20 protein-coding genes and 1 tRNA gene are annotated in these 23,124 nt (G+C 63.7%); 7 read left to right on the top strand and 14 right to left on the bottom strand.

Annotated elements, in window-relative coordinates; genetic code table 11:
* The first annotated feature begins 39 nt into the window (after nt 1–39).
* Nucleotides 40–1,050: an SPFH domain-containing protein gene (locus tag J2T57_RS01610; RefSeq protein ID WP_253473224.1), complete on the top strand. Its 1,011-nt coding sequence runs from the start codon at nt 40–42 to the stop codon at nt 1,048–1,050.
* On the opposite strand, the gene ggt is transcribed toward J2T57_RS01610, so the two are convergent.
* The 4 genes from ggt to J2T57_RS01590 form a co-directional block, all read right to left on the bottom strand.
* Nucleotides 1,038–2,906 (bottom strand): gamma-glutamyltransferase, encoded by a 1,869-nt coding sequence (gene ggt, locus J2T57_RS01605; RefSeq protein WP_253473220.1) that lies wholly within the window; start codon nt 2,904–2,906, stop codon nt 1,038–1,040. The genes J2T57_RS01610 and ggt overlap by 13 nt on opposite strands.
* Nucleotides 2,907–3,004: 98 nt before the next feature.
* Complete coding sequence (locus tag J2T57_RS01600) at nt 3,005–4,774, bottom strand: hypothetical protein (protein ID WP_253473217.1); 1,770 nt, start codon at nt 4,772–4,774, stop codon at nt 3,005–3,007.
* 177 nt (nt 4,775–4,951) lie between these two features.
* Nucleotides 4,952–5,491, bottom strand: coding sequence for a lactoylglutathione lyase (gene gloA / locus J2T57_RS01595; RefSeq protein ID WP_253473214.1), 540 nt, complete (start codon nt 5,489–5,491; stop codon nt 4,952–4,954).
* Between the two features lie 117 nt (nt 5,492–5,608).
* Nucleotides 5,609–6,277 carry an SOS response-associated peptidase gene (locus J2T57_RS01590; protein ID WP_253473212.1) on the bottom strand — a complete coding sequence of 223 codons (669 nt, stop codon included), beginning with the start codon at nt 6,275–6,277 and terminating at the stop codon, nt 5,609–5,611.
* A 91-nt stretch (nt 6,278–6,368) separates the two neighbouring features.
* Here J2T57_RS01590 and J2T57_RS01585 point away from each other — a divergent pair, with 91 nt between their 5' ends.
* Nucleotides 6,369–7,535 carry an FAD-dependent oxidoreductase gene (locus J2T57_RS01585; protein ID WP_253473209.1) on the top strand — a complete coding sequence of 389 codons (1,167 nt, stop codon included), beginning with the start codon at nt 6,369–6,371 and terminating at the stop codon, nt 7,533–7,535.
* A gap of 43 nt (nt 7,536–7,578) precedes the next feature.
* Here J2T57_RS01585 and J2T57_RS01580 read toward each other — a convergent pair whose 3' ends face one another.
* Nucleotides 7,579–9,078, bottom strand: coding sequence for a hypothetical protein (locus J2T57_RS01580; protein WP_253473206.1), 1,500 nt, complete (start codon nt 9,076–9,078; stop codon nt 7,579–7,581).
* A gap of 225 nt (nt 9,079–9,303) precedes the next feature.
* Here J2T57_RS01580 and J2T57_RS22340 point away from each other — a divergent pair, with 225 nt between their 5' ends.
* The 4 genes from J2T57_RS22340 (at nt 9,304) to J2T57_RS01560 (ending at nt 12,409) form a co-directional block, all read left to right on the top strand.
* Entirely contained in the window at nt 9,304–10,248 is a 945-nt protein-coding gene (locus tag J2T57_RS22340) for a helix-turn-helix transcriptional regulator (protein ID WP_253473203.1), read from the top strand.
* 76 nt (nt 10,249–10,324) lie between these two features.
* A complete protein-coding gene (locus J2T57_RS01570) occupies nt 10,325–11,293 on the top strand; it encodes an ATP-binding cassette domain-containing protein (protein ID WP_253473200.1) in 969 nt (322 codons plus the stop codon).
* Entirely contained in the window at nt 11,290–12,078 is a 789-nt protein-coding gene (locus tag J2T57_RS01565) for an ABC transporter permease (protein ID WP_253473197.1), read from the top strand. Before J2T57_RS01570 ends, J2T57_RS01565 begins: the two co-directional genes overlap by 4 nt.
* Nucleotides 12,079–12,106: 28 nt before the next feature.
* Nucleotides 12,107–12,409, top strand: a complete 303-nt coding sequence (locus tag J2T57_RS01560; protein ID WP_253473194.1) for a hypothetical protein — start codon at nt 12,107–12,109, stop codon at nt 12,407–12,409.
* A gap of 19 nt (nt 12,410–12,428) precedes the next feature.
* Here J2T57_RS01560 and J2T57_RS01555 read toward each other — a convergent pair whose 3' ends face one another.
* The 8 genes from J2T57_RS01555 to gbcB form a co-directional block, all read right to left on the bottom strand.
* Nucleotides 12,429–13,004, bottom strand: a complete 576-nt coding sequence (locus tag J2T57_RS01555; RefSeq protein WP_253473191.1) for a hypothetical protein — start codon at nt 13,002–13,004, stop codon at nt 12,429–12,431.
* A 502-nt stretch (nt 13,005–13,506) separates the two neighbouring features.
* Nucleotides 13,507–13,583, bottom strand: a tRNA-Ile gene (locus J2T57_RS01550).
* 274 nt (nt 13,584–13,857) lie between these two features.
* Nucleotides 13,858–14,721, bottom strand: coding sequence for a formyltetrahydrofolate deformylase (purU, locus tag J2T57_RS01545; protein WP_253473187.1), 864 nt, complete (start codon nt 14,719–14,721; stop codon nt 13,858–13,860).
* On the bottom strand, nt 14,718–15,350 hold the full coding sequence (locus J2T57_RS01540; protein WP_253473184.1) for a sarcosine oxidase subunit gamma: 633 nt from the start codon (nt 15,348–15,350) through the stop codon (nt 14,718–14,720). Before J2T57_RS01540 ends, purU begins: the two co-directional genes overlap by 4 nt.
* Nucleotides 15,343–18,375 (bottom strand): sarcosine oxidase subunit alpha, encoded by a 3,033-nt coding sequence (locus tag J2T57_RS01535; RefSeq protein WP_253473181.1) that lies wholly within the window; start codon nt 18,373–18,375, stop codon nt 15,343–15,345. The genes J2T57_RS01540 and J2T57_RS01535 overlap by 8 nt, the downstream gene beginning before the upstream one ends.
* Nucleotides 18,375–18,677, bottom strand: a complete 303-nt coding sequence (locus J2T57_RS01530; RefSeq protein WP_253473178.1) for a sarcosine oxidase subunit delta — start codon at nt 18,675–18,677, stop codon at nt 18,375–18,377. The genes J2T57_RS01535 and J2T57_RS01530 overlap by 1 nt, the downstream gene beginning before the upstream one ends.
* Nucleotides 18,678–18,687: 10 nt before the next feature.
* The gene (locus J2T57_RS01525) at nt 18,688–19,938 is read right to left on the bottom strand and encodes a sarcosine oxidase subunit beta family protein (RefSeq protein ID WP_253473176.1); all 1,251 of its coding nucleotides are present in this window, start codon (nt 19,936–19,938) and stop codon (nt 18,688–18,690) included.
* A gap of 45 nt (nt 19,939–19,983) precedes the next feature.
* The gene (gbcB, locus tag J2T57_RS01520; protein ID WP_253473173.1) at nt 19,984–21,087 is read right to left on the bottom strand and encodes a glycine betaine monooxygenase reductase subunit; all 1,104 of its coding nucleotides are present in this window, start codon (nt 21,085–21,087) and stop codon (nt 19,984–19,986) included.
* Between the two features lie 232 nt (nt 21,088–21,319).
* Here gbcB and gbca point away from each other — a divergent pair, with 232 nt between their 5' ends.
* Complete coding sequence (gene gbca / locus J2T57_RS01515) at nt 21,320–22,609, top strand: glycine betaine monooxygenase oxygenase subunit (RefSeq protein WP_301289042.1); 1,290 nt, start codon at nt 21,320–21,322, stop codon at nt 22,607–22,609.
* Between the two features lie 275 nt (nt 22,610–22,884).
* Here gbca and J2T57_RS01510 read toward each other — a convergent pair whose 3' ends face one another.
* Nucleotides 22,885–23,124 carry a hypothetical protein gene (locus J2T57_RS01510; protein WP_253473171.1) on the bottom strand — a complete coding sequence of 80 codons (240 nt, stop codon included), beginning with the start codon at nt 23,122–23,124 and terminating at the stop codon, nt 22,885–22,887.

Genomic DNA, 23,124 nt, shown 5'->3' with positions numbered 1-23,124 from the left:
CCCCGGCAGTTCAGCACTTCACGGTACAGGATGCCTCATATGAATGAACTGATTATTGCCGGCGGTATCGCGGCGCTGGTTATCGCCGTCATCAGCCTGGGGCTGGTGATGGTGCCGCAGCGCCGCACCATGGTCATCGAGCGGCTTGGTCGCTACCACCGGACCCTGGAGCCGGGGCTGAACTTCATCATTCCCTTCGTCGATCAGGGCCGCGCCATCAACATCCTGCGCTTTCGCGGCACCGAACCCTTCATCACCACCGAGCGCAAGATCGACATGCGCGAGATCGTGCTGGATTTCCCCCGCCAGTCGGTGATCACCAAGGACAACGTGGGTGTTGCCATTGACGGCGTGCTCTACTACCAGATCATGGATGGCCAGTCGGCAGTCTACGGCACCGAGAACCTGGTGCTGGCCATCCAGACGCTGGCCCAGACCACGCTGCGCTCGGAGATCGGCAAGATGGAACTGGACGCCATTTTCGAATCCCGGGAGGAAATCAACGCCAGCCTGCAGATCACCATGGACGAGGCCGGCAACAAATGGGGCGTGAAGGTCAACCGGGTGGAAATCCGCGACATCGACATTCCCAACGAAATCCGCGAGGCCATGAACAAGCAGATGGTGGCGGAGCGATCGCGGCGTGCCATGGTGCGGGAGGCCGAGGGTTACAAGGAGGCGGAAATCCAGCGCGCCGAGGGTGACAAGCAGTCGGCCATCCTCAACGCCCAGGGTGATCGGGACGCCGACGTGGCCCGCGCCGAAGGTGAGCGCCAGGCGTTCATCCTTACCGCCGAGGGCGAGGCCCAGGCGATCCGCACCATCATGGATGCCATCGTGGACAAGACCGATCCACAGCAGGCCATCAACTACCTGATCGCCCAGCGCTACATCAGCATGCTGCCGAACCTGGCGAAGGACGGCGACCGGGTGTTCGTGCCCATGGAAGGTACGGCGTTGCTGTCCTCCGTTGGTGGTATGCGGGACCTGTTTGCCCCGGCAGCCGTCGGTGCCATGGATCAGGGCAGTGGCGGACCTCAATCGTCCTGATTGGCGGTGTCCGGTAGCCCCAGGGAAACGACCCCACCGATGCGTCGCCGGTCGGCGGCGCCGTATTGCAGGCCTGTCTCGGGATCGATGATCACGAGTTGCACGGAGCCGATATCCATGGGGCCGGGGCGGAGGTCATGTCCCAAGTCCCGTAACCCTTCGATCACCGAAGGCTGAAACCCGGCCTCCCAGGTTGTCGGCCATCGCTCGGTGGTCTTGGAGATGCGCGGCAGGTCCACCGCCTCCTGGGCGTTCAGCTCGTGATCGATGAGCGCCATGGTCACATTGATCACCGAATTGATGATCGTCGCACCCCCCGGGGAGCCGAATGCCGCCACGGGTCGGTCACCGTCGAAGATCATCGTGGGTGCCATGCTGCTGCGGGGCCGTTTGCCCGGTGCGATGTCGTTGGCACCCGGGTCGTAGGCCTCCGGGTCGTCGTTGGCCTGGGGTGTGAAGTTGAAGTCGGTGAGTTCGTTGTTCAGCAGAAAGCCGTAGCCGGGGACCATCAGCCCGGTCCCCCAGGCGGATTCGATTGTATTGGTGTAGCTCACCACGTTGCCGTGACGGTCGACGATGGAGAAGTGCGTGGTGTTCTCCGGTTCCGGGTGCATCTCCACCACCCGCGCCAGCAGCCGTTCGGCCTGTTCTCCTGTCAGGACAGGCCGCGGATCATTGGCCTCGACGCTGTCGAGACGGCTATTTACGTCGATCAGGGCGCTGCGCTGCGCCAGGTAGTCCGGGTGAATGAGTGCGGCGGTGGGGACGTCCACGAAGTCTTCGTCACCCATCCAGACACCGCGATCGGCAAAGGCAAGCCGCATGGCCTCGAGCATCACGTGCAGTGTTGCGACATCGCCAGCGCCAAAGCCGGCGGCTTCGCTGCCGATGGGGAAGCGCTCGAGCATGCCCAGGACAGCCAGCATGGTAAGCCCGCCGGAGGATGGTGACGGCATGCCGGCAATGCGATAACCCCGGTAGGTGCCCACCACCGGGTCGCGGACGGCGGCGGTATAGGCGGCCAGATCATCCAGTGTCATGCGCCCGGCGAGTTCCGCGTCATCGCCCCGGTGATGGCGTTGGGTCTCGACGATCGCCTCGGCCAATTCGCCAGTGTAGAAGGCGTCGGGCCCCTGTTCGGCGAGCAGACGCAATGTCCGGGCGAAGTCCGGCTGCGTCAGCCATGCGCCTTCCGTCAACGGTTCGCCGTCCGGATGGAAGACGCGGCGTGCCTCATCGTAGGCCGGATCGCCCTGCTCCAGTGTGAGCCGGTCGTGGGTGAGGCTATCCGCAAGGCGCCGACTCACGGGAAAGCCGCCCTCGGCCAGGGCGATCGCCGGCGCCAGCACCTGATCGAAGCCCATGGTGCCCCAGGTGTCGAGGGCCAGTTCCACGCCCCGCACGGCTCCGGGCACGCCAACGGCGATGCCACTGGTGGACGCAACAGGGAAAGAGTGCCCTTCCAGCATGTCAACGCTGGCAGCGGCGGGGGCCGTTTCACGGGAATCGACGATCAGCGTCTCGCCGCTATCCGCCAGGTGGATCATCATGAATCCGCCGCCGCCGATGCCTGACGATTGCGGCTCTAACAGGTTGAGGGCAAACATCACCGCAGCCGCGGCGTCGATGGCATTGCCGCCGTCACGCAGAATCTGCGCGCCAGCCTGCGCGGCTGCTGGTTCCGATGTGGTGACAACACCGCCATCCGCACCGGCAAGCCCGAGCCCCCCGGCGACCGGGGGTGCCAGGCCGAGCACCAGTATCAATGGCAGTGCCAGAGCGAGCCCCGGCGAATGTCTGCCGTGAACGGTGATGCCTTGCGTGCGGCGACCATGGCTGCCCCGGCGAAGCTGCATGAGTGACTCCTTTATTGCGGAAAAGCCCCCGGCGTCACGACGAGCCGGGGGCCTTGCGGCGAAACTGCATTATAGGCGAGGAGTCGCTTGTGCCGGAGTCACTCTGGCTGTTCTTCCTCTTGGCCGAAGGGCAGGAAACGTTCCTGCAAGTTCTCGCGGAGTTCGTCGGTCACAATGGTGGACTGGATGCCGTGATTGAGGCCCTGGATGACATTGGAGCCGCGATTGAATGTCCACTGGGTTGCGCCCCCGACCATGTCCCGAAGCTCGCTACCGGCCCGCTCGATGAGGCTGAGATCCCGGGATTCCGCCGCTGCAGGGTGGTTCGGGTCGGCGGGTGCCGTGGTCAGCGTATTGCCATCGCGCACCACCAGGTTCAGAGAGCCATCGTCGTCACGATTGCGAAGCGCCTGGCCTTCAGCCATGCGGGCGACATTGGCGTATTCATCAAGCAAGTCACTGTTGACGTAGAGCGCCGGCTGATCGTGTTCGCTGGCATTGATCTCCCGAACCTCCCGGCTACCGAAGTCCAGTCCGCCCTTGCCGGCGAAGACCACGGGGCTGACGCCGGAATCAATGGCCTGACTGACCTCGCGGCTCAGCGCATCGTAGCTGACCAACTGGTTGCCGAGGTCGACGTCCGCATTGGCCGCGGCCTCGATGAGTTGCTGGCGCACCGGGTCATCGTAGCTGCGTGGCTCGATACCCTGTCTGGCCTCGTTGTGAAGCAGGCTCAACAGGCCGTCGGCACCATGCTCCGCCTTCACGCCTTCATTGATCACCGCCGCCAGATGGGAGTCGCCGCCATTGCGACTGTCTACCTGCCGCTCGTAGCTGGCCATCAGGCCCAGCGAGGTGCCGTTGGAGTGGAACACACCAACGCCTGGCCCCACCCGGGCAGCGTTTTCACCGACGCCAACACCGACGTTCGCCTCCGCGCTGGTCTGGGAGAAGGTGCCCAGCCATCCGGAGAGTTCGACGCTGGTGGGATTCATCCGCCCCTGTTCGTCCTCGCTACGCTCGATGTTGAGCCCCAGACCTTTCCAGAGGGTACTGGTGGCGGAACTTTCCAGGTTGTACTGCAGAGGTCCGGCGGTGGCAGGCTCCTTGGGTTTTGTGGCTCCCAGACCCTTGCCCAGCCATGCGTGGGCGCGGGCGAGATCCGTACCGTTGTCTTCGTCGCGCTCAAAGCCGATGGGATTGAGCATGCTGACTTTGGCGGGACCCTTGCTCAGGGCGTTGACAGTGCCGGTTGCCGGCACGCCCAGTGAAGAGCTGTGGCTTCCGGAAAGGCTATCGATCGGGCTTAGGCGATAGTTCTTGCCGCTTATGCCGCCTGAAGTCTCGGACTTGGCCCGGTAATTCATGGAGTCCCAGGTGCCGGTATTCGCTGCGATGCCGTTGGTGACGCCGATGTTGATCTTGCCGCCCAGATTCCAGGGCATTTCAGCGATCTGCATGGGGTCGCCGCCAAAGCCGCGCTCCAGGGCCTGGTTCATGCCGTTCGCGAAGTTGCCATACGTTTCCCGATAGGCATTCGCCACGTTGTCAGGAGCTGCTCGCAGATTATCTACAGTGTCACTGCCCAGTTGATGCACCGTATCGCGCACCCCAGCCAGTCCGTCACTCACCACATCAGCGGTCTCGGCCACCATGTCCGCTGCGCCGCGCAGTCCGTCCATGAGGCCGTCCCCGACCTGTTCTCCGAAGCTGCGCTCGCCGTCTTCGGCCGCGACGGATGACTCTTCCGCCTTGACGGCCTTGTCAAACTCCTCGGCGGCACGCTTGCCGAGGGCGCTTCCGGTTTCCGTCGTGCCTTCCTGGCGCTCGCTACGCTCGCTTTCCTCTGCTCTGTAGACACTGCTCATTGCAATCGCTCCCACAACCAAACGGATGACGGCCGCCGATGCCCTTCCCTGGGCAATGGCCGAGACAGGCAATCCAGACTGTACTTCGGGGGAGATTAGAAAAGACGCCGGGCGGTTGGTATCCAGCCGATGGCATAGACCGCGCCGCCACCCATGGCCAGGGCGCCGACGTCTGTCTCAGGATTGGCCCAGTTTTCCGAGCCGGGCGGGCTCGACGATCTCGATCCAGTAACCGTCAGGATCCTTGACGAAGGCCACGTTCTTCATCTTGCCCTGCTCCGGGCGCTTCACGTAGTCGACGTCATTGCTGTCGAACCAGCGCACGGCGGCGTCGAGGTCGGGTACGGCAAAGCAGATATGGCCAAAGCCCTGGGGCTCAGCATTCCCATCGTGGTAGCTGAAATCGGTCTTCTCCTCGCTACCCCAGTTGTGGGTGAGTTCCAGAATGCCTCGTTGACTGAAGGTCCATTGCGTGCGTTCGGCCACGTCTTCCGGCGGTTGCTCGCCGTCGTCCAGCTTGGCAAGGAAATACAGCGAGAACTGCATCTCGGGAAAGTCGAGCTTGCGCAGCAGGCGCATGCCGAATACGCGGCTGTAGTAGTCCAGCGATCGCTGCGGATCCTTCACCCGAAGCATCGTGTGGTTCAGACGGAAGCCCGCTGTCTCCGCTGGCGGCTTTGGGGCCACCCCGGGTTCATGTTCGGTGTCGAAAGCCATGGAATCCTCCATTGGTTATCAGTGCCTGAACGGCCCGTTATCGTGCCTGTGGCGCTGGTTGCGATGCAACATCCGGAAGCGCCCGTTCACCAGACGTCTCAGTGGATCGATGCCTCTTTAGTTGATGGGCTCCAGCAGGTCGGCAGCGTTGTTCCGGGGTGAATTGACCCGGCTGCTGATCCGGTAGGCATCCATCTGTTCCACGGGATAGGTCGCCAGGGTGGCTCTTGCCTCTTCGACGGAACCGAGTAACCACTGCTGGCAATGTTGCGGTTCGAGCATCGCCGGCATCCGGCCCTTGGCATGAATTTCCGCTACCATGGGGTTGGCAGGGACGGTGATGATGGTGCAGGTCTCCACCACGGTGCCATCCGCTTTGGTGGACTGCTCCCAGAGGCCTGCGAAGGCGAAGGCTTCGCCGCCGGCAAGGCGAATGAACCAGGCCTGTTTGCCGCCGTTCACCGCTTGCCATTCGAAATAGCCCACCGCGGGGATGAGACAGCGTCGGCCTTGCCGCCATGGGCCGCGATAGCTGGCGGCTGTGTCGATGGTCTCGGCCCGGGCGTTGATGGTGCTGTAGCGCGTGGGCTCGCCCTTGGCCCAGAAGGGAATCAGCCCCCAACGCAGCATCACGCCCTCGCGCACCTGACCCGCCGTGCGAATGACCGGTACGGGCTGCGTCGGTGCCACGTTGTAGCTGGCCCAGTCATGGCGCCAGTCACGGGGCGTGACGTTAAAGGTCCGCTCGATAGCGGCGTCTGTTCGGCTGACGAAACGACCACACATGTGTCTGGTGATACCCCGGTTCCAGTCTATCCAATAGTCTGGCACAGGCTGGATGGATGGTTCGCCGATTCCCCACGCAGGGCGAGGTGCAATGACAGGCTCGACGAAAGCGACGGACAAGCAGATCGTGCTGATCGGCGGGGGGCACAGCCAGGTGGCCGTGCTCAAGCGCTTCGGTCAACGGCCGGAGCCCGGCGTGGGGCTCACGCTGATCTCCCGCGACCGCTATACGCCGTACTCGGGGATGCTGCCGGGCTATATCGCCGGGCACTACAGCTACAGCGACGTCCACATTGATCTGCAGCGCCTGGCCGACTTCGCCGGTGCCCACCTCGTTATCGACGAAGCGGTGGCCCTGGATCGTGCCTCCCGGCAGGTGCTCTGTCGCGAACACCCGCCGCTGCCCTATGACCTCCTGTCAATCAACATTGGCTCCACGCCGCAGTTTGGTGGCGTGGCTGGTGCAAGTGAACACGCCGTTCCGGTGAAGCCGATCCACGGCTTCAATACCCGTTGGCAAGCATTGCTTGAGCGCATCAGGGCGGGGGCGGGCGAATCTGGCATCGTGGTGGTGGGGGCTGGCGCCGGCGGCGTGGAGATGGTGTTGGCCATGCAGTACCGGCTGCGCCGGGAGCTCTCGGCCCAGGGCAGGGACCCGGACCGGCTGCGCTTCCATCTGGTGGACCGGGGCACGGATGTGCTGGCAAGCCACAATGCCCGCGTGCGGCGGACCTTCCGGGAGGTGTTGCACGCCCGGGGAGTGCAACTGCACCTAGGTGTCGCCGCGGCAGCGGTGGAGCCTGGGCGACTCTTGCTCGCCGATGGCCGTGAACTGCCGGCTGACGACGTGGTGTGGGTGACCCGTGCTGGTGGGGCTGCCTGGCTGGCGCAGACCGGCCTTGCCCTGGATGAGCAGGGTTTCATCCAGATCTCCGAGACGCTACAGACGGTGACTGATCCAGCCGTGTTCGCGGCGGGTGACATCGCCACCATGGTTGATCATCCCCGGGAGAAGGCCGGTGTGATCGCCGTCCGCCAGGGGTCGCCACTGGCCCGAAACCTGCGCCTGGCGGCGCGTGGCGAGACACTGACCCGTTTCGTTCCCCAGCGTCGCTGGCTGGCGCTGATCAGCACCGGTGATCGCTATGCGGTTGCCTCCCGTGGCTGGTTCAGTGCCCGGGGTGGCTGGATCTGGCGGTGGAAGGATTCAATCGACCGGCGATTCATGCGGGCATTCAACGAGCCTGACCAGGGCTGATGACGCGACCCGACCCGGCATCCCGGGCCGGGCCTCGGTCTCCCTAGTGGCTGATGAACCCGTCGCAGTTGCCCGGGCAGACCTCCGTTATCAGCTGTGTGCCGGCTTCTTCCCCGTTACTGCGCCAGAGTTCCTTCCCGGTCGCCAGGTCGCGGGCACCGAACAGGAGCGTCTCCCCGTCTTCGGCGACAGTCAGCATGTTGTTCTGTGTCTGCTGAAAGAAAGGCTGCCCGGTTCCCGTGCCGTTCGCGGTTCCATCGCTGCTCCAGAATCTGTAAAGCCCGGTGAAATCGTCTGAATTGGTGAACGAGTAAATCGCGCCTTCGACACTGATGCGTTGCGCCACGAAGCGGTTAAATCCACCCTGGCCGATCTCGATGTTGGCGACCACACTGACGCCGGAGGTATTGCCCCGCCAGAGCGCGAATCCGTCAGTGGTGTCATCACGGGCAGCGAAATAGACCGTGTCACCGATCACCCCCATGGGAGTTGCATAGACGGACTCGAAGAACTCGATGTTGGTGCCCTCGGCGTCACCGCCCTCCTGCACGATAACAGTGCCGTCCTCGGTGCCGTCGCTGGTCCAGAAGTCACCGCCTGCATACAGGTACAGTTGGTCGCCGGCAGCAGTCAGGGACGCAAAGCCCACACCGAAGTTCTTGACCAACACGGTGCCGCCTGCGGTTCCGTCGCTTTTCCACAGCTGTCCGCCCGTGCTGCTGTTGCCGTCGTTGGCGGCGAAGTACAGCATATCGTCGTCTACCACCACGATGGCCTGCGGACCGAAGACACCCAGCAAGCCCCCGTCTCTGCCCTCCCTGATGACCTTGACGATCTCGGTACCGTCCTCGGTACCGTCGCTTCGCCAGAGTTCCGGGCCCACCTCATTGTCGTTGGCCACGAAGTACAGTGTGCCGCCCATGGCTGTCAGCGACACCGGACTTGATCCGGCGGGATTACCCAGCAGATCGACTCCCCGGATATTCTTCACCAGTACCGTGCCGTCGGCGGTGCCGTCACTCTTCCAGAGTTCCTCTCCGGACGTGTCATCTTCGGCGACGAAGAACAATGTGTCGCCGACGGCGGTGAGTGAGTGCGGACGTGCATCATCCACCAGATCAATGGCTTTCACCATCCCGGTACCACTCTCGGTACCATCGCTTTTCCACAATTGCGGGCCGGCGCCGGTGCCGTCATCGGCCACGAAGTAAAGCGCACCACCGAGCCGTGTGAACTCGTCGATGGCGGCGTCACCGCTGGGGTGAATGTCCCGGACCATGACGGTGCCGTCCTCGGTGCCATCGGTGAGCCAGAGCTGGGATGCCTCCGGGTTGCCGCTGCTACCGTCGTTGCCGGCAAAAAAATGCGGGGGGTCGATGGCGGCGAGTGTTGTAGTACCCCCGTCGCTTCCGCTGCCGCCCCCGCCGGATCCGTCGCTCCCGTTGGATGATCCACCGCCCCCGCCGCCGCCACCACCGCCTATGCAGCCGACGAGTAGCCCGGTGATCATCGATAGCCCAATCAATCGCAAAGTCCTGTCCATACCCTGATTCCCCCCGATTTTCTGCTCAGTCGCGCATCGCGACCGTTTTATTGGAGCGGCAACAGGGCATGAGTGAAATAGTGCAACTGCACCATTGCCATGACCGCAAATCGCTGTGTGCTATTGTGAAAACAAATACATAGGGTCGCGCCTGAGGCTTCTGGTGGAAATCGGGCAGCGGTCGGCAGGATAAAAAAGTCAGCAAGGGAAGTAGCCGGGGGGCCAGTGACTGCTGAGATTGGCAGGATCAGCGAGTTTCTTCTCGCACTCTATCGCGATGCACACCAATTGAGGCCGGATCTCTTTCAGCATCGAACACTGACCCAGATGCGCCATCTGATCGACTTCGACTTTGGTGCCTGGGGCGGCGGTGCGGCCGACGATCGCGAAGTCAGCGATGTGGTGGTGATCGATCAGACCTCCAGCCTCTTCACCGACTGGTCCGCCGTTGCCACCGAGGACGCCTACTGTGACCTTGCGCTAAAGCGCATCAATCACAGCGTCATGTTCGAGGATGTGCCGGACTTTCGGCACTCCCGGGCCTATGTCGAGCACTGGGGTCGCCACGACGCGCGCAACATGGTGGCGACCATCATGGCGGAGCCGGTTTGCGGCTACGTAAGCTTCGTCGGCCTCTGCAGCGCCGATCCTGCGCGCCGCTTCGATGAAGAGCAGCGGTACCGCAAGCAACTGCTCATGCCGCACATCTCCAGTGCCCTGCGATTGTGCAGGGAAAACTGGGCAATGCGCGGCGCTGCGGCGGGAGAGGGTGTGGCCATCGTCAATCAGGCGGGCTGGGTGTTGGCCAGCCATCCCTTGTTTCGGGATCTCATGCGCGAAGAGTGGGGTACCTTCGCCAACAGGCTGCCAGCAGATATCCTGCAGGTGTGCGATACGACGGTGGGGCAGTGGCGAGGCCAGGCGATACAGCTGCGCATCGAAAGTTTCGCGAACTACTACCTGCTTCGGGCGACCGTGCTGTCCCCGCTGGAGTGCATGACCCATCGGGAACAGCAGGTCGCCGAGTGCTTCGCCGGCGGCCTGTCCCACAAGGATGTTGCCCGGGAACTCGGTATCGCCCCCTCGACGGTGCGTAACCACCTGGCCCGCATCTACGAACGGCTCGGAATCGCCAGGAAATCCGAGTTGGTCCGGCTGCTCTGCCAGTAGAAGCTTCCAGTAACCGCAGTCCCCTTTCAATCCTGTAACCAGGCGCTAGAATCCGCCCTTTCGGGAGAGAATGCGCATGACCAACGCGGTCGAGGCAAAAGGACTGGCCAGAAACTTTGGCGTGACCAGGGCACTGGCGGGCGTTGACCTGACCGTCCGGGAAGGGACGGTGCTCGGTTTGCTCGGCCCCAACGGTGCCGGCAAGACCACCGTGGTGCGTGTGCTGGCCACGTTGCTCGCACCCGACGCCGGTGAGGCCTGGGTGGGTGGCTACAACGTACGTACCCAGGCGCATCAGGTGCGCCAACTGGTGGGGCTGACCGGTCAGTATGCCTCGGTGGACGAGCGCCTCACCGGGCGGGAAAACCTGTTGATGATTGCCCGTCTGCTGGGGTTGTCGCACCGTGATGCCAGGGCTCGGGCGGATGCGCTGCTGGCTGATTTCAACCTGTCGGACGCGTCGGGTCGTGCCGCCAAGACCTACTCCGGCGGCATGCGTCGGCGGCTGGATCTGGCCGCAAGCCTGGTCGGCCGACCCCGCATCCTGTTTCTTGATGAACCCACAACCGGGCTTGATCCCCGAGCCCGCATGGACCTCTGGAATCTGGTGCGCGGGCTGGTCAACGACGGCACCACGGTGTTGCTCACAACCCAGTACCTGGACGAGGCCGACCAGCTGGCCGATGACATCGTCGTGATCGACCAGGGACAGGTCATCGCCGCCGGCACGCCGGAACAGCTCAAGGCCCGGGTCGGCCATCGTGCCCTGGTGGTCGGAGCCGTCAGCGCAGCGGATGTACCGGCTATTCGTGCTGCGGTTGCCGAATTGAGCGGTGCCGTGCCGGAGGTGTCGGGGTTACGGGTGACCGTGCCTACGGGCGAGCCGGAGCTCCTTCCGGCAGTGCTGCGTCGACTCGATGCCGAGGGCATACCCGTAAACGAGATGATGCTGCGCAGTGCGAGCCTGGACGATGTGTTCCTGTCGATTACCGGTCGTCATGTGAACGCAGACGGCGTTGGCGGGAACACGGGGGACGAATCATGAATGATCTGCAACCCCGGCCCAGCCTCTCGCAAGGCCTGCAGCAGACGCTCACCCTTGCCTGGCGAACCCTGCTGCAGATTCGCCATAACCCCTGGGAGTTGGGCGATTTCAGCATCCAGCCCATCCTCTTTCTGCTGTTGTTCCTGTACGTCTTCGGTGGCGCCATACTCGGCTCGACGGACGACTACCTGGCGTTCATGCTGCCCGGCGTGATCGTCATGAACACCATGTTCGTCACCGTTTACGTCGGCTACGGGTTGAATACCGACCTGACCCAGGGCGTGTTCGACCGGCTGCGGGCGCTGCCCATCGCCCGCTGGGCCCCACTGGCGGGCCGGATACTGGCGGATCAGGTCAAGCAGGCATGGGGGATTCTGCTCCTGCTGGCGATCGGTTTTCTGCTGGGCTTTCGGGTGGAGACTTCGCTGCTGGGCGTGATCGGCATGATCGTGCTCGTGCTGATTGTCGCGCTCGCCGTGTCCTGGTCCATGGTTCTGGTCGGCGTACTCTCGCGGGACCCGGAACACGTGCAGATCTTCGGCTTCACGGTGCTGTTCCCGGTGACCTTTGTCAGCAACGCCTTCGTGCCGGCAGACACCATGCCTGGCTGGTTGCAGCCCATTGTCTTGGCCAACCCGGTGTCGACACTGGCCGATGCCTCCCGCGGCCTGATGCTCGGTGGACCGGTTTTGCAGCCCGCGCTATGGTCACTGGCCTGGGCAGTAGCGCTCATCGCCGTGTTCGCCCCGATTTCGTTATGGGCCCTGCGCCGCCGCCTGGGTTGAAGTCCACCAGGCCCTGGAGTGGAGTTGTATGACTGCTGATCGATCAGAGGGAAACCCTTGCGCCCTTTGCGCCCGCAGCCTGCCATTGACCTTCCACCATCTGATTCCCCGCAAGAATCACCGCCGCAGCAGCTTCCGCAGGCGCTTCGACATCACCGACATGCGCAGTCGCGGCACCTGGCTCTGCCACGACTGCCACCGCGCCATCCACCGCTTGCATGACGAACGCACCCTGGGGCTCAGGCTGAACACCCTGGAAGCCCTGCAGGCCGACCCCGCCGTGCAGCGGCACGTAAGCTGGGCTGCAAGACAACGGAGGCGGCCGAGCTAGCAGAGATGCCGGGTGAGGGTCAGGAGCCTCCGGGCACGTCCGTTGAGAAGCGCGTGATCACCTGCTTTTCCTTGCGTCCCCACAAGCGGCGGAATGGTCCTGACAGACCGCCGTGGCTCGTCTCCCAGTGATGCAGCAGGTGAATGCGGTCGGTCGGCGTTTTCAGGAACACTTCCAGGTTGGGGAAGTCGTTACCTCGCACGACACCCGACACCGTGAGGCCATTGCCGTTGAAATGGATGCAGGCATCGATGTACGTGTCGATGTCCGGGGCTCCAACGGCGATGGGGTGTGGATTCGATCCGGCGCTGTGAGCGGTAAAGAGTACGAGGCCGTCTTCCAGCCGTGCGTCGGTCACTGTGACGCGCACGTTGGAAATGTACTCTCTGCTTCGGGTCGTGCGGTGGGTTGTAGGGCTGGCGGCGCCAACGCCGGCACCCGTAACGCCGGAACGGTCGAACGGGACGCCCGCCCAGGTTCGGGCGACATCGGGATAGGAGGGCCGACTGTCCCCACGCCCGTGGAAGCCACCACCAAAGGATTCGAATGGCGCGTAACGCTTGAAGACAAGCAAATAGGACATCATCACCTCCATGTGGCACTGCTTCGGCAAAGCAGCTGCTGAAACACCAGCATGCACCACCATGGCGCACGGTGCCCATCCCCCATTTGGGGGGCGTATGTGCAACGAGTTTACTTATGCGTGGGCGAACTGAATGCGTCCCGCCTTAACGCTTTAGGCTAGGCTAAGGAATTTGCAGATCAGCCGTGGCCAAACCGGCAGTCACCATTCAGTCCAAGGGAAACAATCTGGTCAGTAAAGTGAGTTGCGGAAGACTCCAAGCCCAAGTTATGGGACGGCGAGATTACTCTCGTCGACATCACGACTAAAAGAACTACTTATGCCAACTCAGCATGAGTTGTGGATATGTTCGGTTCCGGAGAGAGGAGGCGAACCCCCGACTACGGAAGTCCGAAACAAGGGAGGAACCAGGCTCGTCGCTGCCGCTATGTTTGGTCTAATTTCGAAGGACAACAGCTCACGTGTCTACACACGCACGGCCTTGGAGAATGTAGATCATGAGTCCGTGAAAATATGGTGGGCCCGCCAGGACTCGAACCTGGGACCAAGGGATTATGAGTCCCCTGCTCTAACCAACTGAGCTACAGGCCCATGCAATGAAGGCGTCATCGGCGGGCAGTATATCGTGGGTGTCATTGAGCGCATAGGTGCGGGCGCGGACGATGCCTATCCAGTCACGCCTATACCATCGACAAAAGTTTGGAGGTACGAGTGGAATCGATGGTGCGTTACGCGCTGCGCGCTAATGGCACCCTACGGCAGGCCGTGCCTGATCGAGGCCTGCTGTAGGGTGTGTTAGGCCGAAGGCCGTAACGCACCGGAGCGGAGTCCGATCAGGCCGTGCGACCCTGCCGTACAGCTCCCCCTACGGCTGGAACACCACCGTTCTGCCGGCGTAGAGAAACACCCGCCGCTCCAGGTGGTGACCCACCGCGCGGGCCAGCGTGATGCACTCGATGTCACGGCCCTTGGCGATGAGGTCTTCCGGGTAGTCGGCGTGATTAACCGGCTCGACTCCCTGGGTGATGATGGGGCCTTCGTCCAGGTCATTGTTGATGTAGTGCGCTGTAGCCCCCACCAGCTTCACACCCTTGCGATAGGCCTGATGATAGGGGCGTGCCCCCTTGAAGCCGGGCAGCAGCGAGTGGTGAATGTTGATGGCCCAGCCTTCGAGCCTGGTGCACAGTGCCGGGGAGAGCACCTGCATGTAGCGGGCGAGGATCACCAGCTCCGCCCCGGTTTCCTGGATCACGTCCCAGACCTGCGCTTCCTGCTGCTCCCGCGTCTCGGCGCTCACCGGCAGGTGATGGTAGGGGATGCCGTGCCACTCGGTGAGCTCACGCAGGTCGGGATGGTTCGAGATCACCGCGCGGATGTCCATGTTGAGCTGGCCGATGCGGTGGCGGTAGAGCAGGTCGTTCAGGCAGTGGTCCGATTTCGACACCATGATGACCACCGGTGGCCTGTAGTCCGGCGGTGTCAGGTCGAACTGCATGTCGAAGCCCGCGGCCCTGGGCTGAAAGCCGTCGCGGAAGTCACCGCCATCGAATCCGTCTCCGGGGCGGAATTCGGCGCGGATGTAGAACTGCCCGGTTTCATGGTCGTCGAACGAGTTGAGTTCGGTGATGTAGCACTCGCTCTCCCGCAGGTAGCGGGTGACCACGTCCACCGTGCCGATCCGGCTGGGGCACTGGGCGGTGATGATCCAGGTGTTCGGCGCCCTGCTCATGATGCCTCCACCGCCACTCCGTACTCTTCGCCAGCGTCCAGTAGCCAGCGCCAGACGTAGTCGGCGAAGCTGCGGCGTACCACCAGTTCCCAGGCGTTTTCGTCCACACGGCGAATATTGGCACCTGCTTTGGCGAATACGGTCACAACACCCTTGCCCACTGGAAAGTTGCGCGGGTGGAAATTATAGGGTGCCGACTTCATCAGCACGTCCCGGGCGTTCGGGCCCTGCATGTGGATTACGGTCTGTCCGCCGCTGACATTGACCACCGAGTAGTGGCCTGAGAGAGCGTCGCGCAGGGCGACTTCCAGGTTGTGTTCCCTGCCGCCCGGCAGGATCACGAGCCATTCATCCGGGCTTATCCACTGCACCTGTATGTCGCCATGCGTCACCAGGCTGAGGGGTTCCAGGGGCAGGGCGGTTCCCAGGGCGGTCGCCGCGCCATCGCGAAATGCGGCGTTACCGGCATCGCCTCGCAGCACGAGATGCCCGAGCAGTGCCCGTTCACGGAGTATGACGCCGGGGCTGCCTGTGGCCGGGCTGTCCCGCAAGGTATGGTGCAGGGGTGACTCGGCCGTGGCATCCGTGCCGGGGTGCTGTTCCATCAATGCCACCTTGGCTTCAGACATGCTGGCGTGCTCCTTCCGGGTCGTAGAACACAGGGCTGACGATCTCGGCTTCGTGAGTCTTGCCGTCGGCCATGGGCAGATAGACATGCTCGCCTGTTCGGTCGCGACCGCCTCTCACCACCGCCAGCGCAAAGCCGTGGCCCAGTGACGGGCTGTAGTAGCTTGATGTGACGTGTCCCACCATGGTCATGGGAATGGCCTGGGCCGGGTCGAACACGACCTGCGCACCCTCCTCCAGCACCACGGTGGGGTCGACGGGTTTCAGGCCCACCAGCTGCTTTCGGTCCGTGCGCTGGGTATCGGGGCGGGTGAGCCCGCGCTTTCCCACCCAGGGCAGCGGTTTCTTGTAGCCGATGGCCCAATGCATGCCCAGGTCCTCCGGGGTTACCGAGCCGTCGGTGTCCTGGCCGACGATGATGAACCCCTTCTCCGCCCGCAGCACGTGCATGGTCTCGGTGCCGTAGGGGGTCAAATCGTAGCCGGCACCCTTGTCCACCAGCGCCTTCCAGACGTGCATGCCGTAGTTGGCCTGCACGTTCACCTCGAAGGACAGTTCGCCAGTGAACGAGATGCGGCAGACCCGCGCCGGCACGCCGGCCACGGTGCCCTGGCGCCATTCCATGAACTTGAAGGCGTCGCCGGAGAGGTCGATGTCATCCGTCAGTTCGCTAAGCAGTTCCCGGGACCGGGGGCCGTTCAGTGCGATGGTGGCCCAGTGATCCGTCACCGAGGTCAAGGTGACCTGCAGCTCCGGCCACTCGGTCTGGTGCCAAAGTTCCAGCCACTCGAGGATGGCGGCGGCGCCGCCGGTGGTGGTGGTCATCAGGAAGTGGTTGTCGGCCAGGCACATGGTGACGCCGTCGTCCATGACCATGCCGTCGTCCTTCAGCATGAGGCCGTAGCGGCCCTTGCCCACCGGCAGCTTTTCCCAGGCATTGGCATAGATGAGGCCGAGGAAGCGCCGTGCGTCCGGCCCCTGGATGTCGATCTTGCCCAGGGTCGAGGCGTCCATGATGCCCACCCCGGTGCGCACGGCGAGGCATTCACGGCGCACGGCTTCATCCATGGTTTCCCCGGCCCTGGGGAAATACCAAGGCCGCTTCCACTGGCCCACGTCCTCGAACAGCGCACCCTGTTCAACATGCCACTGGTGCATGGCCGTGTAGCGGATGGGGTCGAACAGCTCTTTACAGTGTCGCCCCACCACAGCGCCGAAGGGCACCGGTGTGTAGTTCGGCCGGAACACCGTGGTGCCGGTCTCCGGGATGGTCTGGCCTAGGCAGCGGGCGGTGATGGCCATGCCGTTGATATTGCCGAGCTTGCCCTGATCGGTGCCGAAGCCCATGGCGGTGTAGCGTTTGACGTGCTCGATGGATTCGAAACCCTCTCGGGTGGCAAGCTCGATGCCCGCCGCCGTGACGTCGTTCTGCAGATCCACGAACTGCTTGGGTGCCCGCATGGTGGGCTTCTCGTGGGGAACCTGATAGAGCGCTGCCTGGGGCTCCTCCACCCACTGCCTTGCTTCCGGCGGTGTGATGGGTTCGGCGCCATCGAACCCGGCGGCCACCGCCGCCTGCAGGCCCACCTGCAGGCCGTCCGCCAGCACCGCCGGGAGTGCATAGATACCGTTTGCGCCGCCGGCGGCATGCATGCCTTTCACCGCCCCCGGCACAAAGCCGAGGATGTCATCGTTCCAGACTGGACGACTGCCGGTATGGGCGGCCAGATGCACCACCGGGCTGTAGCCGCCGGAGCTGGCGATGGTGTCGCAGGCAATCACATGGGTGTCGCCGGTGACCCGAAACTGCTCCGCGTCGATGCGCGCTACCCGGGCGCCGGTGACCCGCTTGCCACCTTGGGCCTCGATGACGGCGCTGCCGGTGATCACCTCGATACCCTGGTCCCGGGCCATCTGCACCAGCTCGCCGCCGGGGCCGGGGCGAGCATCGACGATGGCCACTACCTCGCGGCCGGCGCGCTTCCAGTCCAGCGCCGCCCGGTAGGCATGGTCGTTGGTGACCGACAGGACCAGGCGGTTGCCCGGCACCACGCCATAGCGGTGGATGTAGGCGGACAGGGCGCTGGCGATCATGTTGCCGGGAATGTCGTTATCGCCGTAGACTAGTGGCCGCTCGTGGGCACCGGTGGCCAGCACGACCTGCCTGGCTCGCACCTGATGCATGCGATGACGGGCCTGCTTTCGACCATCGTTGACGGGCGCGGATTCGCCCAGGTGGTCGGTGCAGCGCTCGTGCAGGGTGACGAAGTTGTGATCGTGGTAGCCGTTGGCCGTGGTCCGGGGAAGGAGCAGCACGTCCGGCATTGCGGCGAGCTCGTCCAGCACCTTCGCCACCCAGTCCATGGCGGGCAGATCGCCGACGGTCTCGGTGCAGGCCTGCAGCCAGCCGCCGAAGGTCTCGTCTTCGTCCGCCAGGATGACCCGGGCGCCGCTGCGGGCGGCGGCCAGTGCCGCCATCAGCCCCGCCGGGCCGCCGCCCACCACCAGCACATCGCAGTGCCGGTGCACGTGGTCGTAGATGTCCACGTCGGGTTCCTTCGGCGCACGGCCCAGGCCTGCGGCCTTGCGGATGTACTTCTCGTAGGTCAGCCACATGGACTGGGGTGCCATGAAGGTCTTGTAGTAGAAGCCGGCGGGCATGAAGCGAGCGCCCATCTTGCCAAGAACCGCCATGGCGTCGCGCTCGACACTGGGCCAGCCGTTGGTGCTCGCCGCCACCAGGCCGTCGTAAAGCGGCTGCTGGGTGGCGCGCACGTTGGGTACCTGCGCCGCCTCGTGGCTGCCTAGTTGGAGTACCGCGTTCGGTTCCTCGGCCCCGGCAGCGACGATGCCCCGGGGGCGCGAGTACTTGAAACTGCGATTGACCACGTCCACGCCGTTGGCGATGAGTGCCGAGGCCAGGGTGTCGCCGGCAAAGCCCTGGTAGGACTGACCATTGAAGGTGAAGGTCAGTGGGCGCCCACGATCAATCCGGCCGCCGTCGGTGAGGCGGTTCACCTGGCTCATCAGTGGGCTCCTTGGGCAAGGCCGTCAGCGGTCACCGCCGGCTGCTCGCCGATCCGGTAGACCTCCAGGATCTCGTAGCTCACCGTGTCCCGGGTGACGTTGAAGAACTTGCGACAGCTGGTGTGGTACCACATCTCATGGTGGATACCCCGGGGATTCTTGCGGAAAAACAGGAAGTCGCCCCATTGCTCGTCGCTTGCCGCGTCCGGATCGTCGGGTCGCTTCAGGTGCGCCTCGCCCTTGTAGTGGAATTCCACTTCCTCGCGGGTTTCACCGCAATGGGGGCAGTAGATATGCAGCATGGCCGGCTCCTCAGTGTGCGACGCCGGCGGCGCCGTGCTCGTCGATGAGCGCCCCGGTATTGAAGCGGTCGATGGAAAACGGCTCGGCGATGGGGTGCGCCTTGCCATGGGCCAGCGTCCAGGCGAACACGTGCCCGGAGCCCGGCGTGGCCTTGAAGCCGCCGGTGCCCCAGCCGCAGTTGAAGAACAGCCCCTCGATGGGTGTGGCCGAGAGGATCGGGCAGGCGTCCGGGCAGGTATCCACGATGCCGCCCCACTGGCGGTTCATGCGTACCCGGGAGAAGCTTGGGAAAAGTTCCACGATGGCCTGCAGGGTGTGCTCGATGGTGGGGTAGCTGCCGCGCTGGCCGTAGCCGTTGTAGCTGTCGATGCCCGCACCGATGACCAGGTCGCCCTTGTCGGATTGGCTGATGTAGCCGTGAACGTGGTTAGACATGACCACGGTATCCAGCACCGGCTTGATGGGCTCGGAGACCAGCGCCTGCAGCGGGTGGGATTCGATGGGCAGCTTGAGTCCCGCCATACCGGCCAACACGCCGGAGTTGCCCGCGACCACGCAGCCCACGGTTCTCGCACCAATGAACCCGCGATTGGTTTCCACGCCCAGTACCTTGCCGTCCTTCTCGCGAATGCCGGTGACGGCCGTTTGCTGCAACAGGTCCACGCCCCGGGAGTCCGCTCCCCGGGCGAAGCCCCAGGCCACGGCATCGTGGCGGGCAACACCGGCCCTGGGTTGCCAGGAGGCGCCCAGCACCGGATAACGGCGGTTCGCCGAACAGTCCATCGCCGGCACGATTTCCTTGATCTGCTGCGGGTCGATGACCTCGCTGTCGATGCCGTTCAGGCGATTGGCGTTGACCCGCCGCTGGATGTCGCGCATGTCCTGCAGGGTGTGGCCCAGGTTCATGACGCCGCGCTGCGAGAACATGACGTTGTAGTTGAGTTCCTGGGACAGCCCTTCCCAGAGCTTGAGCGAGTGCTCGTAGAGCGCCGCCGATTCATCCCACAGGTAATTGGAGCGCACGATGGTTGTATTGCGGGCGGTGTTGCCGCCGCCGAGCCAGCCCTTTTCGATCACCGCCACGTTGGTGATACCGTGCTCCCTGGCCAGATAGTAGGCAGTCGCCAAGCCATGGCCGCCGCCACCCACGACGATGACGTCGTACTCCTTTTTCGGCTCCGGATTGCGCCAGACCCGCTGCCAGTTCTCGTGGTAGCGCAGGCCGTGCTTGACCAGGCCGAAACCCGAATAGCGTTCCATGGTTGTGCTCCCCACTACGTTGTCTTCATCCTCGAAAAGGCGGGATCAATAATCAACCACCACGTCTCCCAGCGGTTTGCTGCAACAGGAGAGGATGTATCCGTCGGCCTCATCCTCTTCAGTAATGCCGCCGTTGTGCTCCATGCGCACAGTGCCCGATACGAGAGGCACACGGCAGGTGCCGCAGATGCCCATGCCGCAGGCCTTGGGAATATGCAGCCCCAGCTTGGCGGCGGCGGCATGCACCGTCTCGGTCGGGCCGACGCGGATGCTCTTGCCGGTGGCGCTGAACTCCACGGTGCGCAGGTCCGTAGTCTCTGATATTTCCGCTTCCGCCTCGGCCAGCCCGGCAAGCTCCAGCACCTCGTCACGAATATCCGCCGGGGTCGCACCAAAGCTCTCCTGGTGGTAGTGGCTCATGTCGAAGCCGTCTTCGCCGAGCATCTGGCGTATCGCCGCCATGTAGGGCGTGGGCCCGCAGCAGAAGATCTCACGTTCCAGGTAATCCGGCGCCATGAGCTGCAGCATGGCCCGGTTGAGAAAGCCGCGGTAGCCGGACCAGGCCTCACCGATATCCCGCCGTTCGCAAATGATGTGCAGCGACAGTTCGGGGATGCGGGAGGCCATGTGCTCGAGTTCGCGGTGGTAGATGATGTCCTTGGGCGTACGGGCGCTGTGTACGAAGGCCACGTTGACGTTGGCGTTGGTGTCGAAGAACCAGCGCGCCATGGACATCAATGGCGTGATGCCCACGCCGCCGGAGAGCATCAGCACCTTGTCCGCCGGGTAGTCGATGCAATTGAAATTGCCCACCGGCCCGTGCACCGCGAGTTCGGTGCCTTCCTTCATGCGGTCATGCAGCCAGTTCGAGACGTGGCCGCCGGGCAGGCGCTTCACGGTGATGGAAAAACTGTAGGGCACTGACGGTGAACTGGAGATGGTGTAGGAGCGCAGTACCGTGTCGCCGTCGATATCCAGCTCCAGGGTGACGAACTGTCCCGGCTTGAAGAAAAACAGTACCGGCTGTTCCGCCATGAAGCAGAAGGTGCGTACGTCCCAGGTTTCCTGAATCACCTTCACGCAGCGCACCACGTGACGGCCATTGGTCCAGGTCTGTGTCGTGACCGGGTTCAGAAAGCTCAGGGTCATGGCCGTATCTCTCGCGCCGTGGGTTGTCTCGGGTGGCTGTATTCTCTGCGCCCGCCCGCACCCCCGCTTGCCTGTTTGCGACACCCGCGTATCCACGCCATCCGCACTGCTCCGTGTACGTCGGTGGCGGTGCAGCCCGTGTCGTCCGCAGACAATCGAACAGGCGTGTAGAGAGGCAGAATCCGAGCATCGCGACAACTGATTGGGCGCTTAACGAGAAGGACGCAACGCCATGAGTTCTGCTTTCCGCAATCTGCTGGAAGATCCCCTTGCCGGAGTCCGGTCTGCCGCACTGCGCATGCTCGCCGAGCGCGACGCCGCTTACTCGCTGCCGGCGGCGTTCTACAACGACGAGCGGCTGTTCCAGCTTGATTTGCAGGAGATTTTCGAGAAGGAGTGGTTGTTTGCCGGAATGACTTGCGAAATACCCACCAAGGGCAGCTACTTCACCCTGGATGTCGGTGACAACCCGGTGGTGGTCGTACGCGGGCAGGATGGTGCCATTCACGCCTTCCACAACGTGTGTCGTCACCGTGGTTCGCGGCTTTGCACGCGGGGTAGCGGCAAGGTGGCGAAGCTGGTCTGCCCATACCACCAGTGGACCTACGAGCTGGATGGCCGGCTGCTCTTTGCCGGCAATGACATGGGGCCGGACTTTGACCTGCATGCCTTCGGCCTGAAGCCGGTGCACGTCCGCACTGCGGGCGGCTATATCTTCGTATGCCTGGGTGAGCGCGCGCCGGCCGTCGATGAGTTTCTGCAGGCGCTGGACCGCTATCTGGCACCCCACCACATGGATCAGGTCAAGGTCGCGGCGGAGTCCAGCATCATCGAGGAGGCCAACTGGAAGCTGGTCATCGAGAACAATCGCGAGTGTTATCACTGCAGCGGTTCACACCCGGAACTGCTCAACTCCTTGATGGAGTTCGACGATACCGACGACCCCAAGGCAACCCCGGCCTACCGGGACATGGTGGCCCGCAGGCAGCGGCAGTGGGACGCCTGTGACCTCCCCTACGAGCTGGCCCGTTTCGGAAAGCGCAATCGCATGACCCGCACCCCGTTGCTGGACGGCACGGTGTCCATGACCATGGACGGCAAACCCGCCTGCGGCCGAAGGCTGGGCATCGCCCCCGGGGTGGATGCGGGCGTCTTGCGCATCCTTCATCTGCCAAACTCCTGGAATCACTTCATGGCCGACCATGCGGTGGTGTTTCGCGTTCTACCCCTTGGCCCGCAGCGTACCCAGGTCACCACCAAGTGGCTGGTGCACAAGGATGCGGTGGAAGGCGTTGACTACGAGGTAGAGACGCTGCGCAAGGTCTGGGACGCCACCAACGACCAGGACCGGCGTCTCGCGGAAGAGAACCAGCGCGGCGTCAATTCCCGGGCCTATGAGCCGGGGCCGTATTCCCCTACCTTCGAGTTCGGTGTCGTGGAGTTTGTCGCCTGGTACGCCGAGCGCATGCAGGCCAACCTGGACGAGCACGGCGGCACGCTGCGCGTGGCCAACGCCGAGTAGGGGTTGATTGCCGAATCGGTGCGTTACGCGCTGCGGGCCAACGCACCGTATGGGGGATATCGGGGAACGGCTGTCGGGTACGCCGCTCATGGACACGCCGTAAACCCCTCCCTGGGGGCTCGACAGCCGTTTGTGCCATTGGCTTGGAGCGGGCATGGCCACCGCTGAATCGGTGCGTTACGGCCTTCGGCCTAACAGCACCCTACGGCGGGCTTCGGCCGGCCACGGCAAACTGTAGGGTGTGTTAGCGCGCAGCGCGTAACGCACCGATTCGGCTAGCGCATGCTCGTGAGGAGGTGCTCTTCGATGGCAGCCCGCACCGTGGGCAGCATGACGTCGAAATGGGTCATGAGATCCTTGACCGTATCCTCGAAGGCGGGAATGGGCTGTACGGCGTGAGCCTGCAGCACCATCCGTGCGGCCTCGTCCGGTGCAGCGCCGGCGGGGACTTGTACGCCCATGCGCACCAGCCGCTCGCGGAAGTCGTCCTGGTCAATCAGGTCAACGATCATCAT

Origin of the sequence: Natronocella acetinitrilica, assembly GCF_024170285.1 — a bacterium.
Classification (GTDB): domain Bacteria; phylum Pseudomonadota; class Gammaproteobacteria; order Nitrococcales; family Aquisalimonadaceae; genus Natronocella; species Natronocella acetinitrilica.
The sequence above is the reverse complement of the archived record's forward strand: the minus strand, read 5'-3'. Positions and strand labels throughout refer to the sequence as shown.